Below are 14911 nucleotides of genomic sequence, written 5' to 3' on the forward strand. Positions count from 1 at the left end.
TCGTCCGGCGAACTGCACCCGGTGGACGGATCCGCGGCTCCGGTACCGAGCTCAGAACTCGCCGAGGACGGCCGGGTCGGCTCGGTCAGTCCACGGTGCCGGGGCGAGCTGCGATCAGGCCGCACACCAGCTGCGGACCGAGCAGCGCGATCAGGACGGTCAGGGGGAGGTCCCAGCTGTCGGTCACGTCGTGCAGCAACCCGAACAGCACGGGGCCGCCGGCGGCGAGCAGGTACCCCACCCCCTGACCCAGGGAGGACAGGGCGGCGGTGCCGTCGGTGGTCCGGGCGCGCAGGCCGATGAGGGTCAGCGCCAGCGGGAAGGCGCCCATCCCGATCCCGATGAGCACCGCCCACACCCACGGTGCTGCCGCCGGGGCGAGGAGCAGGCCGCTGAAACCGGTGGCGGCCGCCCCGGCGAGCACGGCGACCAGGGGACGTTGATCGGCGCGGCGCCCGGCGAAGGCGGGGACCAGGAGCGACACGGGCCCACCGACGAGCATCAGGACCGCCAGCAACGACCCGGCCGTCGCGGGCGTCACCCCCGCATCGCGGTAGATCGACGGCAGCCAGCCCATGACCACGTAGGCGGCGAGGCTCTGGGACCCGAAGTAGCCGGCGAGCGCCCACGAGCGTCGCTGACGGCGTACCCGCTGCCCGATGGCGTGGTCGTAGCGCGGCACCTCCGGGAGGCCACCGTCGGCGCCAGGGGGGCGGTGGCGGCGCTCGCGCAGCCACCACCACGGGACGGCGGCGAGCAGGGCCGGGACCGCCCAGACGCCGAGGCCGATCCGCCAGCCGGTCGTGGCGTCGGCGATCGGCACCGTCAGCCCGGCCGCGGCGGCGGTGCCGGCGGCCAGCGCCACCGCGTACCAGCCGGTCGCATCACCGACCCGACCGGGGAACCAGCGCTTGACCACCACGGGCAGCAGCGCGTTGCCGATGCCCATCGCCACCAGTGCGCCGATCGACCACCCGACGATGGCGGCGCCCGAACCGCTGGTGGCGCGCAGGGCCAGCATCGCCCCGGTCACCAGCATGGCGCCCAGCAGCGTCTGAGCGGTCCCGAACCGGCGACCGACCCGGGCCCCGAGCAGCGCCGCCACCCCGAAGCAGACGGGTGGCAGGCTCGTGAGGATCCCGGCGACGACGCCGGAGGTACCGGTGCCGGCACGCACCTCGGGCAGGATCGCGCCGAGGCTGGTCACGGCCGGACGGAGGTTCGCGGCCGTCAGCACGAGGGCGAGCGTCGCCAGGCCGACCGCCCACCGGCGGTCGACGTCGCGTGCCGACCCCGTGTCGCTGGTCACGTCCCGAAGACCGCGACGCGAGCACCGGTCGCAGTCAGGAGCTGCGCCGGGGTGAGCGGGAAGACGGTCGAGGGGGTCCCGGCGGCGGCCCACACCTCGTCGAGCGCGGTGAGGTCCCGGTCGCAGGCGACCGGCAGCGGGGTGTCGTGTCCGAACGGTGGGGTGCCACCGATGGCGTACCCCGTCGCGGTGCGGACCTCGTCCGCATCGGCCTTGCGCAGGGAGGATGCGCCGATGGCGGCCGCGAGCGCCGCTTCGTCCGCCCGGTTGGCGCCGGAGGTCAGGGCCAGCACCGCGCGGCCGTCCGCGATGAACACCAGCGACTTCACGATGGCCGCGACGTCACAGCCGATCGCCGCGGCGGCATCGGCCGCGGTCCGGGTCCCCGCCGGAAAGGTCCGCACCTCGGGGTCGAGGCCGAGCGTCCGGGCCCGTTCGAGGAACCGCGTCACCGCGCGGGGTGGTGGCGTCGCGCCGGCGGACGTGAGGTCGGTGGGCGCCGTCACGCCGTCACCGTCCCGGTCAGCGGCTCGCCACCGGGGAGCAGGTCGACCGAGACGTGCACCTCGGCGCCGGGCTGCGGGGCAGGTCGCAGTCGCACCTCGCCGTTGGAGAAGTCGCGGTCGCCCCGACCGACGGCGTCCCAGACCTCGGCCGGTTCCCCGTCGACGGCGATGCGCCACGCTCCTGGCGGCGGGACACGGCGCGGGAGCGGACGGTCCGCGCCGGCGGACACGCGGGCGAACCGCAGGTCGGCGAACCCCGGCCACACCTCGAGGCTGAGCAGGGTCAGCCGGTGGCCTGCCACCTCGCCGAGGTCGTGCAGCAGCGGCACGACGCGTTCGGGGCGCGCCCCGGTGGGGACGTCCGGTGGGAGGTGGGGAGCGGTCACGTCGGGGCCTCGCGCGGGCAGCGGTGGGGGCCGACGCTACCGTCGTGACGTGCGCACCGATCTCGACCACGCTGCCAGCACGCCGCCGCGCCCCGAGGCGCGCGCGGCGCTGTCGCGCTGCCTCGAGGCGGCCAACGCCTCCGCGACCCACGCGGCCGGCCAGGACGCCCGCACCGTCGTCGAGGACGCGCGGGACCGCATCGCCGCGGCGCTCCACTGCAGCCCCCACGAGGTGGTGTTCACCTCCGGTGGGACCGAGGCCGACAACCTCGCGGTCAAGGGCATCGTGTGGGCGGCGGCGCGCCGGACCGGTCGGACCCCGCACGTGGTCACGACCGCGGTCGAGCACCCTGCGGTCCTGGCTCCGGCGCGGTGGCTGGCGGAGCGCGGTGACGCGACGCTGGAGGTGGTGGCACCGCGCCACGACGGCACCGTCGACGTCGACCAGGTGCTGGCGGCCGTCCGGGACGACACCGCCCTGGTCAGCGTGATGACCGCCAACAACGAGCTCGGGGCCGTCAACGACGTCGCGGCACTGGCCGCCGCGTTGCAGGAGCGCGAGATCCCGATGCACACCGACGCGGTGCAGGCGGTGGCCACGCTCGACCTCGACGTCACCGCGACCACGGTGGACGCGCTGGCCCTGTCGGCGCACAAGTTCGGTGGCCCCCAGGGGGTCGGGGTGGCGGTCCTGCGTCGCGGGGTGCCGGTCGAGCCGCTCACCCACGGCGGCGGGCAGGACCGGGGGGTGCGGTCCGGGACGTTCGCGACGGGGCTGATCGCGGCCTGCGCGGCGGGGCTGGAGGCGGCGGTGGCCGATCGTGCCGACCTGCGCCTGCGGCTGCGCCGGCTGACCGATCGCCTCGCCGGTGGGTTGCTCGCCCTCGACGGGGTGCGGCGCAACGGTCCAAGCGATGCGGACCAGCGGCTCGCCTCGCACCTCCACGTGTCGTTCGACGGGATCGACGGTGCTGCGTTGGGCCTGGCGTTGGACCGCGCCGGGGTCAGCGCGTCGGCCGGCTCGGCCTGCGGATCGGGCGCTGCGACGCAGTCGCCGGTCCTGGCTGCCTGTGGCGTCGACGGCACACCGCTGCGCCTGTCGCTCGGGTGGCCGTCCACCGACGCCGACGTGGACCGCGCCCTCGACGTGCTCACCGACGTGGTGCCGCGGCTGCGCGCTCGCGCCGCCGCGGTGGGCTGAGGGGGCTGGCGGTGGGACAGGTCCTGGTCGCCATGTCCGGCGGGGTCGACAGCGCGGTCGCGGCCGCGCTGCTCGTCGAGGCCGGCCACGAGGTGACCGGCGTGCACCTCAAGCTCGCCGTGGTCCCGACCGAACAGCAGGTCCCCGGCCACGGTTGCTGCACGCTCGACGACGCGCAGGACGCACGTCGCGCCGCCCAGGTGCTCGGGGTGCCGTTCTACGTGTGGGACATGGCCGAGGAGTTCCGGCGCGAGGTCCAGGACCCGTTCGCGGCCAGCTACGCCGCGGGGATCACCCCGAACCCGTGCGTGACCTGCAACGAGCGCGTCAAATACGCCGCGTTGCTCGACCGGGCGACCCGTCTCGGCTTCGACGCGCTGGCGACGGGCCACCACGCCCGGCTGCGACGTGGTGGTCTGCCCGTGACCGACCCGGGCCCCGGGACCGAGCTGCACCGCGCCGCCGACGTCCGCAAGGACCAGTCCTACGTGCTGTACGTGGCGACGCCCGAGCAGCTCGACCGGACCCTCCTGCCCGTCGGTGAGCTGACCAAGGCCGAGGTGCGTGACCGTGCCAGCGCCGCCGGGTTCCGTGTCGCCGACAAGCCCGACAGCTACGACGTGTGCTTCATCCCGGACGGTGACACCGCGGGGTACCTCGCCGACCGGCTGCCCGAGGCGCCCGGCCCCATCGTCGACGTCGACGGCGCCGAGCTCGGTGAGCACGACGGGGTGTGGCGCTACACCATCGGTCAGCGCCGCGGGCTCGGCACCGCCGTCGGCAGCCACCAGCGCCGCTTCGTGGTCGACGTCGACGCGCCGTCCCGCACGGTCGTGGTCGGCCCACGCGACGCGCTCGCCTGCACCTGGCTCGAGGTGGCCGCACCGACCTGGGCCGTCGCCGCCCCCCCGGCGCCGGGAGCGCGCGTTGGCGTTCAGATCCGGGCGCACGCCCCGGCGGTCGCGGCGTCGCTGCGCGCGACGGACGGCCCTGGATGGCGCGTCGAGCTCGACACGCCCCTGCACGGCGTCGCGCTCGGCCAGGCCGCCGTGCTCTACGACGGGGACGACCGCCGGTGCCTCGGGGGCGGCCGCGTCACCCGTGCGCAGCGGCCCGCCGGCCTGCCCCTCACGACCGTCCGGTGAGCACCATCCGCCGGCTGCGCGTCACCCGTGAGGTCGCCGGCCGTGTCCTGATCGGCATCGGCGTCGTCGGCGTCGTCGTGAGCCTCCTGACGGTCGTGGTGGGCCTCCGCTTCCTCGGTCACCTCGACCGGGCGCTCGAGGACAGCGTCGGGGTGGCGGCGCAGACGGTCGACGCCCTCGGGTCCACCGTCGAGGTGGCGGGCGACACCCTCAGGCGCATCACGGTCATCCTCGACGGGACCGCCACCACGACCCGGGACCTCGCGGAGGCGGTCCAGGACACCGAGGCGGTGCTGCGCGCGACCGCCGACCTCAGCGAGCAGCAGATCGCCGGCAGCCTCGACGCGGTCGACGACGCCCTCCCCGCACTGATCCAGGTCGCCGCGGTGATCGACCGCACGTTGACGGCCCTGAGCGTCGTGCCGTTCGGTCCGGAGTACGACCCCGCCGAGCCGTTCGACGACTCCCTGCGTGCCATCCAGCGGGAGTTCGAGGGGTTGCCCGATGCCTTGCGGGAGCAGGCGGCGCTCATCCGCACCGGCAGCCGCGATCTGCGCAGCGTCCGCGTCGGCGCGAACGTCATCGCCGACGACCTCGACGCGCTGCACGCGACCCTGCGGACATCGGCGGAACTGGTCGACGAGTACGCGGCAGCCGCCGCGAGCGCGCGCGACCTGGTGACCGGCGAGCGCGACGGCATCGGCCGGCAGTTGGCGCTGGCGCGAGCCCTGCTGGTCGTGCTCGGACTGACGCTCGCCGCCGGGCAGGTGCTGCCGCTCGGGGTCGGGTGGCTGCTGCGCCGACCCGACCTGGCTGCGAGCTTCCTCGCCTACGACGGTGGCGAGGCCGCCTCGGGGTGACCGCTGGCGATCGGCAGGGCGCTGGCCGCCAGAGCGCTGGCCGTCAGCAGCGCGGCGGCGGTCGCCGTCCAGGCCGCCGTGTACGACAGGTTGCTCGCCAGCGCACCGAACGTCAGCGGTCCTGCGGCTCCACCGATGCCGAGTCCGGTCAGCACGGTGCCGGCGGCAACGGCGGGGGCGTCGGGACGGGCACGGACCGCGGCGAGGAACGCCAGGCCCGTCCACCCCCACCCGGCGCCGAGCAGCACGATCGCGGCGATGGCCGCGACCGGCGCCGCGACCGGTGCGATCAGGACGACGGCCGCCAGACCACCGACCACCGTCAGGATGGCCACGGCACGGATCGGCACCGCACGGGGGCGGTCCGCCCACCGCCCGAGGCCGATCCGCCCGGCGATGCTGGCCAGGCTGGCCACGACGAGCAGGACGCCGGCCGCCGTGGTCGACAGGCCCCGGTCGGTCGAGGCCGGGACCAGGAAGGTCGCGGATGCCGTCGCGGCGCCCGCGCCGAGCCCGACCCCGACGGCGAAGCGCACGAGGGAGCGCGACACCTGCGGTGGAGCCGGCGCGGTGGGCTCGCTGACCGCTGCAGCGTCGGCCTCGCCGGAGGTTCGAGCCACGCGCCGTGGGACCAGCAGCGCGACGAGCGCGGCGAGGGCCGGGGCGGCGAGGAACGAGGCCCGCCATCCGAACCAGACCGCGAGCGTCGGCAGCGCCAGGCCCGCCAGGAGCGAGGCGCTCGGGACGCTGGCCTCCTTGATCCCGAAGGCCACGCCCTGACGGCCCGCGGTCACCCGGTCCGCGAACGCGCGGGCGCCACCGGTGTCCACCATGGCGATGGCGACGCCCACCACCACCAGGGGGAGGGCGAGCTGCCACCACGTCCGGGCCAGCAGGCCGATGGCCGCGGTGGCGAGGCCGCTGAGCAGCAGGCCACCGCGCAACGCCCGGGTGGCCCCGACCCGCTCGGTCAGACGTCCGACGGGGGCGGCGGTCACGCCGACCGCCACGAACAGCACGGTCACGGCCGCGCCGATGGCGGTCTCGCTGACGCCGAGGTCGGCACGGATCGCGTCGCTCGACGCACCGACCAGGAAGACCGGCAGCACGGCGGTGGTCAGCGCCGCCGAGACCGCGGCCATCGCCCGGACGCTGCCTGCCGGCCGCTCCGCCACACCCGTTCCCATCGTCACCCGGCTGGCCGCCGGACCCGCCGAGACTAGGGCTCGCCGCCGGAGGGCTGGGTCGCCCCGGGCGGTGTCGAGCCGTCGCGTTCGTAGCGGGTGGCGATCGAGGCGGCGCGGTCGCGGAGGGAGGCGCGCAACCAGGGCGGGGCCAGCGCTTCGGCACCCGTGGCCAACTGCCACAGCGCCCACTCGGCGTGCCTGCGGTCCTGGAAGGTCACCTCCAGCCGGAGCCAGCCGTCGACGTCGGTGTCCTCGGCGAGGACGGCCAGGGCCGTGCCCACCAGTTCCTCCCGCCGCCCCGGGTGCACCCGCGCCACCACGGTGACCTGGTCGCCCCCGGTCCGGAACCGGGTGCTGCGATCGCGCCAGGCTCGGTCGAGGTCGACCTGACCGGATCGTCGTGCGGGTTCGGTGAGCGTCTCGGCGTCCAGGATGCGGGCGAGCCGGTAGGTGCGATCCTCCCCCGATCGGGTGGCCAGCAGGTAGCCCCGGTCGCGCACGGTGACCAGGCCGATCGGGTCCACCGTGCGCCACCTCGGGCTCTGGCCCGCAGCCGTGTAGCGGATGCGCAGCCGCTGGCCGGCGAGCACCGCGCGTCGGACCTCGGCGACGACGGTCTCGGGCACCTCCTCCTCGACCAGCCGGCGCGAGAGGAGGTCGGTCTCCGGGTCGATGAGCAACCGCTCGGCCACGCCGGCCGCGGTGTCACGCAGGCTCTCCGGCAGCGCGTCGACCACCTTGAGCATGGCCGACGCGAGCGCCGAGTCGAGGCCGAACATCTGCGCGCCACGTCGCGATCCGGCGACCAGGAGGGCGAGGGCCTCGTCGTGGTTCAGACCGGTGAGTTCGGTCCGGAAGCCGGGGAGCAGCGCGAAGCCGCCGTACCGGCCGCGTTCGGCGTAGACCGGGACGCCGGCCGCGGACAGCGCCTCGATGTCGCGCAGGACGGTGCGGGTGGACACCTCGAGTTCGCGAGCGAGCGTGGCCGCCGTCAGCCGACCCCGCTGACGCAGCAGCAACACCAGGGACACCAGGCGGTCAGCGCGCATCCGCGGGACGCTACCGCGATACGTGACAGAGGGTGTCGTGATGCTCCAGGAGGTTGTCGACGGGTGCCGATGATGGCGCCCATCGAGCCGACGGACGCACGTGCCGTCGACGAACCGATGGAGTCGAAGTGACGATGGAACGAACCGCGGTCAACCCATGGCCCTGGTCCGCGAAGCTGGGCTACAACCAGGGCGAGACCGTCTCCGGGCACAGCCGCACCCTGTACTGCTCCGGGCAGACCGCGACGAGCGGTGACGGCGAGCCGCAGCACGCCGGTGACATGGCAGCGCAGGTGGCGCTCAGCCTCGACAACCTGGAGGCCGTCCTCGGCGAGGCCGGCATGACCCTCACCGACCTCGTGCGGCTGGGCGTCTACACCACCGACGTCGACCTGCTCTTCCAGCACTACGGCGTGCTGGCATCGAGGCTGGGTGCCGCGGGCGTGGCGCCGACCACCACGCTGCTCGGGGTGACACGGCTCGCGCTCCCCGACCTGATGGTCGAGTTCGAGGCGACCGCCGTCGCGTGACCGCAAGCTCGCTGCCTCCGGCGACGACGGTCGGAGGCAGCGAGCCGCGACCGGCTCGTTCCTCAGCTGGTGTCGGGGGGGCAGCCGCGGGCGGGTCCGGCGCGGATGCTGCGGCCGCCGGGTCGGGTGAAGGTGGCGTCGGTGCCATCGATGGTGATGGTCCAGCGGCCGAGGTCGAGCTTGCGGTGGTGGTGGCGGCACAGCAGGAGGGCGTTGTGGATGGTCAGCGGGCCGCGGTGGCGGCGGGCGGTGGCGTGGGCGATGTCGCACCAGGCCGGTGGGGCGTCGCAGCCGGGGTAGCGGCAGCCGCCGTCGCGGGCCACGAGGGCGAGGTAGAGCGCGGCGGTGGGCTGGGTGACCGTCTGGGACATCGCGATGGGTACGCCCTGGAGGTCGATGCCGAGCAGACGGATGTGGGCGTCGGCCAGCAGCCGGCGGATCTGGCGGGTGGGGATGGGGCCGGTCCAGCCAAGCTCGGCCACCGGTCCCAGGTGGTCATCGGCCGGGAGGTCGGCCTGGCCGTCGGCCACACCTACCTCGGCGTCCTGACCGGGGCCGTCGGCGGTGTCGACGCCGGTGGTCTCGTGGCCGGGCGAGGTCTCGGTACCGGGGCCGGTGGTGTCGTGGCCGGGCGAGGCGTCGGTACCGGGGCCGGTGGGCTCGTGGCCGGGCGAGGTCTCGGTGCCGGGGCCGTCGGCGGTGTCTGTGTCGGTGTCGCCGGGCCTGGTGTCGCCGTGGCCGGGCGAGGGGTCGTCGCTGATGGTGTCGCGGTCGGGGCCGGATGCCTCGCCCAGCGGCACGAGGACGACCACGTGGGGCTTGACCCCACGGTCGGCCGGCGCTGAACCGCTGTCTAACGCGGCACGCAGCGCGGCGACCAGTCCGTCGGCGGTGCGTTGTTCGGGGGTGCGGGCCATCTCGCCGGGCAGGTCGGGGGTGGTGAACGCTGCGGGGGCGGCGTTGACCACCTCGGCATCCAGACCGGCGAACTCACCCGAGATGCGGGTCATCCCATCGGCGGTCTGCACGATCGAACACCTGCGACGGCGGTGGCGGCGTTCCTCGGCAGCGTTGGCCGCATCGGCATCGAGGCGGGCAAGCAGCCGCCGTGCCGTGCGTCCCAACTCGGGCGCGTGCTGATGCTCGGCGGCAGCGAGCAGTTCGGCCTCGACCCGTCCGGCATGTTCGAGCGGGACCTCGGCCAGGATCCGTCCGATCACCGCGATCTGCTCGGGCCGCAACCCCCGACCCCCTGCCCCCTCACCAGCGCCGATCGCGTTGGCGTCCGGGCCGCTGCCGGTGGGGGCGCCGGTGGTGGCCAGCGCCAGGTGCGGGCGGTCCTGGAGCACCTTGCCGCGCTCCGAGGCCTGCTTGGCCTCCGAGGGTGACAGCCCGAGCCGGTCACCCAGCTGCCGGGTGGCCTGTCGGACCGCCTGACGTTCCTTGCCCGGACCTGCCTCCAGTACCGCGCGACGCCGCAACGTCCCCGCGATCCGATCACGCACCACCGTCAGAGCATCGATCTGCTGCTGCACCGCGGCGGCGACCTCACCCAACTCCTCAGAGGAACACGCATCCACGTCCAAGCCGGCCAGACCTTCGACCCCTGCCCGGACCGTCGTCAGGTGCCCACCCACCGCCGTGCCCGTCCCCTCAACGGACGACGCCGTGCGGTAGCCCGCGGCGGGTTCGGCCGCCAGCCACCGCGTCGCGCCCCCACGCCGGTAGCCGTGCGCCACCCGGCGTGACACCGGGTGCGGGGTGGCGGTCGGGGCGGACACCAGGTCTCCATCGATCGGTCGGGCGTGCTGCGAGGGCTCACGGGACGCGGAAGCCACTATCGAACGTACGTTCCTCGACGTCAACCGGGTGTGCTGACACCGTTCCACAGCCCCCCGACAACGCTCCACAGGCCACCACCGACCGGCCAGGAACCGACGGATCGGTGTGCTATCGGCCTCGCGCTCGTGACCGGGCCCAGTGGCTAGCCTCGCGCCCGCGTGCGCCACCGAGGCGTACGGCACCAGGGCCGGCGTGGCCGGCCGCAGCGGATGGGGTGGATGTGTCGGTGCCGGAGGCGTTCGACGCGGCCCGGGCTCGCCACGACGAGCTGTCGCGCACGGTGCGCGATGCCCGGTACCGCTACTACGTGCTGTCGGACCCGCCGTTCACCGATGCCGAGTTCGACGCGCTGTTCCAGGAGCTGCTCGCGCTGGAGGAGGCGCACCCGGCGCTGGCCACCGCCGCGTCGCCGACCCAGCAGGTCGGCGCCCCGGTCGACACCGCCTTCCCGCCGGCCCGGCACCCGCAACCGATGTTGTCCCTCGACAACGCCTTCTCGCGCGAGGAGTTGGTCGCGTGGTCGGAGCGTGTGAACAAGCGCCTCGGCGCGGACGCCGAGCATCCCGTCCGTTTCGTCTGTGAGCTGAAGATCGATGGGGTCGCCATCGATCTGGTGTACCGCGACGGGCTGCTCGAGCGGGCCGCGACCCGCGGGACCGGGGTCATCGGCGAGGACGTGACCGCCCAGATCGCGACCATCGACGACGTGCCCTACCGGCTGCACACCGACGATCCACCGTCGCTGCTCGAGGTCCGCGGCGAGGTCTACTACCCCCTCGACGCCTTCGAGGCCATGAACGCCGCCCGCATCGAGCGTGGCGAGGAAGCGTTCATGAACCCGCGCAACGGGGCGTCCGGGGCGTTGCGCCAGAAGGACCCGGAGGTCACCCGGCAGCGGCCGCTGTCGGTGTGGTGCCACGGGTTCGGGGTGGTCGAGGGCCACACCTTCACCACGCACAGCGAGGCCCTGGCCTGGGTCCGCGACGCCGGCCTGCCGACCCCGCTCGAGACGGCCGTCTTCGACGACGTCGAGGACGCGTGGGCGTTCGTGGAACGCTGGACCAGCGAGCGCCACGAGGTGCCCTACGAGATCGACGGGGTCGTGGTGAAGGTCGACCGGCTCGACCAGCGCGAGCAGCTCGGCTTCACCTCCCGGGCGCCGCGGTGGGCCATCGCCTACAAGATGCCGCCCGTCGAGCAGGAGACCACCCTGCGCGGCATCGAGGTCAACGTGGGGCGCACCGGCAAGGCGACGCCGTACGCGGTCCTCGAGCCGGTCGTCGTGGCGGGGACCACCATCACGTTCGCGACGCTCCACAACGAGATCCAGGTCCACGCCAAGGACGTACGGGTCGGTGACCGGGTGATGGTGCGGCGTGCCGGCGACGTCATCCCCGAGGTGGTGGGGCCGGTCCTGTCGAAGCGACCGCCGGACGCCCAGCCGTGGTCGATGCCGGCGGACTGCCCGTTCTGCGCGCAGCCGCTGGTCCGGCCCGAGGGCGAGGCCCACCACCGCTGCGAGAACGTGGACTGCCCCAACCGCCTGCGCGAATCGCTCACCCACCTCGCGGGCCGTGGCGCCCTGGACATCGAGGGTCTCGGCGAGAAGAACGTCGACCTGCTCCTCGCCGAGGGCCTCGTGACCGACCTCGCCGACGTCTTCCGGTTGCGGGACCGGCGGGATGACCTGCTCGCGCTCGAGCGGTTCGGCGAGAAGAAGGTCGACAACCTGCTGGCCGGCATCGAGGCGGGCCGCCAGCAGCCGCTCGACCGGGTCCTGGTCGCGCTCAACATCCACCACCTCGGCCCGACCTACGCCAAGACCTTGGTGCGGGCCCTGCCGTCGCTCGACGCCATCCGGTCGGCCACCCCCGAACAGCTCGAGGCCATCGACGGCATCGGTCCGATCATCGCCCGTGCCGTCCACGCGTGGTTCGCCACCCCACGCAACGCGCAGCTGATCGACGAGCTCGTGGAACTCGGGGTCACCGCCGAGGCCGAACCCGCCGAGGCGACCGGCGAGGATGCCGACCTGCTCGCCGGCCTGACCGTCGTGGTGACCGGGACGCTCGAGGGCTACACCCGCGACGAGGCCAAGGCGGCCCTCGAGGCGCGGGGTGCGAAGGTCTCGGGCAGCGTGTCGGGCCGCACGTCGGTCGTGGTGGTCGGCGCGGACGCGGGCAGCAAGGCCGACAAGGCCCAGCAGCTCGGGATCCCGATGGCCGACGAGGCCGCCTTCGAACGGTTCCTGGCCACCGGCCAACTGCCGACCGCGTGATCGCCCCCTTCGAGCCGGCGGGCTACCCGGGACCACGTCCCGAGGGGCCGACGCTCGTGCACCGAGGCCGCGCGCACCCGCTGGAGCTGGCGTCGGGCGGGGAGGACGGGCCGCGGCCGGACGCGCCCGTCGATGCCGAGGTCCTCGATCCGGACGCGGTCCGCTGGGTCGTGGCGTACGGCTCGAACGCCTCGCCGGGACGGCTGCTGGACAAGCGCCTCGACGAGCGTGGCGCGCTGTTGCTGCCGGCCGAGCTCCACGGGTGGGTCGCCGCGTACGAGGCCCGACGCACCGGGTACGGGTCGGTCCCCCTCACGCTCGTCCCGCAGGCGGGCGCCCGGTTGTCGACGTGGCTCCTCGGTGTGCACGAGGACGACGTGCCCACCCTCGACCGCAGCGAGGGGCGGCTGACCAGCGACGCCGTCGACGCCACCTGGCGCGACGACCTCCGGCACGCTCCTCCCGGCGCGTACCGGCTGGGGCACGTCGGTGAGGTCGTGGTCGAGGACCGCTGGCGTCTCCCGGATGCCCTCGCCTACCTGCCCGGCCCGCGGACCCGGGTCCAGGTCGCTCCGGACGGCGGCTGGCGCACCTGGCCGCGGTGGGACCAGGCCGACGCGGCCACGCACGTGGCATCCGGCGGCCCCTCGCGGATCCCGCCGCCCGTCGCGCGCCCCGTCACGGGCCCGTGGCCCGAGACCGACCTGCTCGCCGCCGGCTGACCTCCGGCGACGGCCACCGTCGTTGGTGCGACCCCGTCGGTCGCGACAGCACGCGAGTGCGTACTATGGCAAGCACTCGTCCTCCTCGCCATCCTCCCCCCACCCGGAGACCACCGTGTTCCGTCGCACCCGCTCCGACCTCAAGGCCGCCTGGCTCGAGCAGCACAGCCGGCTCTACGGCCTCACCCGTGCCGAGATCGACACCCTGGCCGCGTCCGCCGATCGGGTCACCGTGCCGGCTGGCACCGTGCTCGTCCGCGACGGTCAGCTCGGCCGCGAGGCGTTCCTGATCGTCCGCGGTGCGGTCGAGATCCGCCGCGACGGCCGCATCGTCGCCACGGTCGGTGGCGGCGACCTCGTCGGCGAGCAGGCGCTGGTCGCCCGCGCGCACCGCAACGCCGACGCCGTCACCACCGTGGAGACCGAGCTCGCCGTCTTCGACGTCCGCAGCTTCGAGCGCGCGCTCGCCGGGTCGCCGGCGCTGCGCGCGCACGTCGAGCAGACCGTCGCCGCTCGCGCCGCCGCCTGACCGAGGTTGGCGCCACCCGCCTCGATGTGTCCGTCTACGGTCGGCGCATGGTGGATGAACTCACGGTCAGCGTGCAGGCGGCACCGGACGGTGCCGCCGAGTGGGTCCGCCTCGCGCGCCGGACCGAGTCGCTCGGCTTCCGAGGGCTGCTCGTCGCGGACCACCCCGGCAGCGGTCCGGCCCCGTTCGTGGCGTTGGCGGCGGCTGCAGCGGTCACCGAACGCATCAGCCTCGGGACCTACGTCGTCAACGCCGGCGCGTGGGAGCCGGTCGCGCTCGCGTCGAACGTGGCCACGCTGGACGTGGTCTCGGGTGGGCGTGCGATCCTCGGGGTGGGTGCCGGGCACACCCCCGCCGAGTGGACGATGCGTGGTCTGCCGCACCCGGACGGCGCCAGCCGGGTCGCACGGATGGTGGAGCTGACCGATACGACCCGGCGGCTGCTCGCGGGGGAACAGGTCACGTTCGCCGGCGAGCACCTGACGCTCGTCGACGCACGGCTCGAGGAGCCGCAGGCGATCCAGCGTCCGGTCCCCCTGCTGGTCGGCGGCAACGGGCACCGGTTGCTGCGCTACGCCGCTGAGCAGGCCGACATCGTCGCGCTCTCGGGGCTCGGCCGGACCCTCGATGACGGTCACCGCCACGAGGTGCAGTGGAGCGAGGATCGCATCGCTCGCTCGCTCGAGCACGTCCGGGCAGCAGCTGCGGAAGCTGGCCGCACACCGGCGCTCGAGGCACTCGTCCAGCACGTCGAGGTGACCGACGCGCCACGGGAGGCCGCCGCGGCCCTGGCCGCGCGCGTCGAGGGCCTCTCGCCCGACCACGTGCTGTCCGCACCGTTCGCGTGGGTCGGGACCGCCAGCGACATCGCCGCGGAGCTGCTCGAGCACCGTGACCGTTGGGGCATCTCCCGCTACGTGATCCGGGAGGCCGCCGTGGACGCGGCGCACGACGTGCTGGCCGAGTTGCCCTGAGCGCCGCCCGGACCACCCTCGCCGACGTCAGGGGCGCAACATGGCCGGGTGGAGGCGTTCGGCCGACCCGCGTCGGTAGCGCTGCGCGGGACGTCCACCGCCCGGTCCGGGCTTGGCCAGCCCCTCGACGGGCACGATGAAATCCCGTGTGGAGACCACCTTCCGGCGGAAGTTGGCCGGATCGAGCGACACCCCCCACACGGCCTCGTAGACGCCACGCAGCTCACCGAGGGTGAACGGCTCGGCGACGAACGCGGTCGCGAGCGCCGTGTACTCCAGCTTCGACCGCGCTCGTTCGAGGGCATCGGGGACGATGCGGTCGTGGTCGTAGGCGAACCTCCTGACCGGGTCCCCCGTCTCGCTGCGCTCGTTGCCCCCCGGTCGGGGCGCGTG

General features: G+C 74.6%; 15 protein-coding genes. 8 read left to right on the plus strand and 7 right to left on the minus strand.

Annotated elements, in window-relative coordinates:
- Window positions 1–85 precede the first annotated feature (85 nt).
- The 3 genes from NITAL_RS10975 to NITAL_RS27995 are packed head-to-tail and all read right to left on the minus strand — an operon-like array spanning window position 86 to window position 2201.
- Entirely contained in the window at window positions 86–1309 is a 1224-nt protein-coding gene (locus NITAL_RS10975) for a CynX/NimT family MFS transporter (RefSeq protein WP_052666270.1), read from the minus strand.
- Entirely contained in the window at window positions 1306–1815 is a 510-nt protein-coding gene (locus NITAL_RS10980) for a YbaK/EbsC family protein (protein WP_083441455.1), read from the minus strand. Before NITAL_RS10980 ends, NITAL_RS10975 begins: the two co-directional genes overlap by 4 nt.
- A complete protein-coding gene (locus tag NITAL_RS27995; protein WP_052666271.1) occupies window positions 1812–2201 on the minus strand; it encodes a hypothetical protein in 390 nt (129 codons plus the stop codon). The genes NITAL_RS10980 and NITAL_RS27995 overlap by 4 nt, the downstream gene beginning before the upstream one ends.
- A 49-nt stretch (window positions 2202–2250) precedes the next feature.
- On the opposite strand from NITAL_RS27995, the gene NITAL_RS10990 reads away from it, so the two are divergent.
- Genes NITAL_RS10990 through NITAL_RS11000 form a run of 3 tightly spaced genes read left to right on the plus strand, consistent with a single transcriptional unit; the run spans window position 2251 to window position 5407 of the window.
- Window positions 2251–3402 (plus strand): cysteine desulfurase family protein, encoded by a 1152-nt coding sequence (locus NITAL_RS10990; RefSeq protein ID WP_052666272.1) that lies wholly within the window; start codon window positions 2251–2253, stop codon window positions 3400–3402.
- Window positions 3403–3413: 11 nt separating this feature from the next.
- Window positions 3414–4547: a tRNA 2-thiouridine(34) synthase MnmA gene (gene mnmA / locus NITAL_RS10995; protein WP_211262337.1), complete on the plus strand. Its 1134-nt coding sequence runs from the start codon at window positions 3414–3416 to the stop codon at window positions 4545–4547.
- Window positions 4544–5407: a hypothetical protein gene (locus tag NITAL_RS11000; RefSeq protein ID WP_052666273.1), complete on the plus strand. Its 864-nt coding sequence runs from the start codon at window positions 4544–4546 to the stop codon at window positions 5405–5407. The genes mnmA and NITAL_RS11000 overlap by 4 nt, the downstream gene beginning before the upstream one ends.
- On the opposite strand, the gene NITAL_RS11005 is transcribed toward NITAL_RS11000, so the two are convergent.
- Both NITAL_RS11005 and NITAL_RS11010 read right to left on the minus strand, forming a co-directional pair.
- Window positions 5377–6549 carry an MFS transporter gene (locus tag NITAL_RS11005; protein WP_211262338.1) on the minus strand — a complete coding sequence of 391 codons (1173 nt, stop codon included), beginning with the start codon at window positions 6547–6549 and terminating at the stop codon, window positions 5377–5379. The genes NITAL_RS11000 and NITAL_RS11005 overlap by 31 nt on opposite strands.
- Window positions 6550–6626: 77 nt before the next feature.
- Window positions 6627–7643, minus strand: a complete 1017-nt coding sequence (locus NITAL_RS11010; protein ID WP_052666275.1) for a helix-turn-helix transcriptional regulator — start codon at window positions 7641–7643, stop codon at window positions 6627–6629.
- Window positions 7644–7777: 134 nt separating this feature from the next.
- Here NITAL_RS11010 and NITAL_RS11015 point away from each other — a divergent pair, with 134 nt between their 5' ends.
- Window positions 7778–8173 (plus strand): RidA family protein, encoded by a 396-nt coding sequence (locus tag NITAL_RS11015; RefSeq protein WP_052669599.1) that lies wholly within the window; start codon window positions 7778–7780, stop codon window positions 8171–8173.
- A gap of 62 nt (window positions 8174–8235) precedes the next feature.
- Here the strand turns inward: NITAL_RS11015 and NITAL_RS27245 are convergent, their stop codons facing one another.
- Window positions 8236–9954: an HNH endonuclease signature motif containing protein gene (locus NITAL_RS27245; RefSeq protein WP_052666276.1), complete on the minus strand. Its 1719-nt coding sequence runs from the start codon at window positions 9952–9954 to the stop codon at window positions 8236–8238.
- Between the two features lie 287 nt (window positions 9955–10241).
- Here NITAL_RS27245 and ligA point away from each other — a divergent pair, with 287 nt between their 5' ends.
- The 4 genes from ligA to NITAL_RS11040 all read left to right on the plus strand — a co-directional run bounded on the left by ligA (window position 10242) and on the right by NITAL_RS11040 (window position 14518).
- Entirely contained in the window at window positions 10242–12293 is a 2052-nt protein-coding gene (gene ligA / locus NITAL_RS11025) for an NAD-dependent DNA ligase LigA (protein ID WP_169786816.1), read from the plus strand.
- Window positions 12290–13015, plus strand: a complete 726-nt coding sequence (locus tag NITAL_RS28000) for a hypothetical protein (RefSeq protein ID WP_052666278.1) — start codon at window positions 12290–12292, stop codon at window positions 13013–13015. The genes ligA and NITAL_RS28000 overlap by 4 nt, the downstream gene beginning before the upstream one ends.
- 115 nt (window positions 13016–13130) lie before the next feature.
- Window positions 13131–13544 (plus strand): cyclic nucleotide-binding domain-containing protein, encoded by a 414-nt coding sequence (locus tag NITAL_RS28005; RefSeq protein ID WP_052666279.1) that lies wholly within the window; start codon window positions 13131–13133, stop codon window positions 13542–13544.
- A 47-nt stretch (window positions 13545–13591) separates the two neighbouring features.
- On the plus strand, window positions 13592–14518 hold the full coding sequence (locus NITAL_RS11040) for a TIGR03621 family F420-dependent LLM class oxidoreductase (RefSeq protein ID WP_052669600.1): 927 nt from the start codon (window positions 13592–13594) through the stop codon (window positions 14516–14518).
- A 27-nt stretch (window positions 14519–14545) separates the two neighbouring features.
- Here the strand turns inward: NITAL_RS11040 and NITAL_RS28010 are convergent.
- Window positions 14546–14911, minus strand: a 366-nt coding sequence (locus tag NITAL_RS28010; RefSeq protein WP_211262340.1) for an NrtR DNA-binding winged helix domain-containing protein, incomplete at its 5' end; no start/stop codon positions are given.

Origin of the sequence: Nitriliruptor alkaliphilus DSM 45188 (genome assembly GCF_000969705.1) — a bacterium.
In the GTDB taxonomy this organism is placed as follows: Bacteria; Actinomycetota; Nitriliruptoria; order Nitriliruptorales; family Nitriliruptoraceae; genus Nitriliruptor; species Nitriliruptor alkaliphilus.

What these genes read in the sequence shown, in the direction of transcription:
- NITAL_RS11005 (WP_211262338.1), bottom strand. Translation starts at nt 6,549, where the DNA reads ATGGCCGCGGTCTCGGCGGCGCTGACCACCGCCGTGCTGCCGGTCTTC.
- NITAL_RS11010 (WP_052666275.1), bottom strand. Translation starts at nt 7,643, where the DNA reads ATGCGCGCTGACCGCCTGGTGTCCCTGGTGTTGCTGCTGCGTCAGCGG.
- NITAL_RS11015 (WP_052669599.1), top strand. Translation starts at nt 7,778, where the DNA reads ATGGAACGAACCGCGGTCAACCCATGGCCCTGGTCCGCGAAGCTGGGC.
- NITAL_RS11040 (WP_052669600.1), top strand. Translation starts at nt 13,592, where the DNA reads ATGGTGGATGAACTCACGGTCAGCGTGCAGGCGGCACCGGACGGTGCC.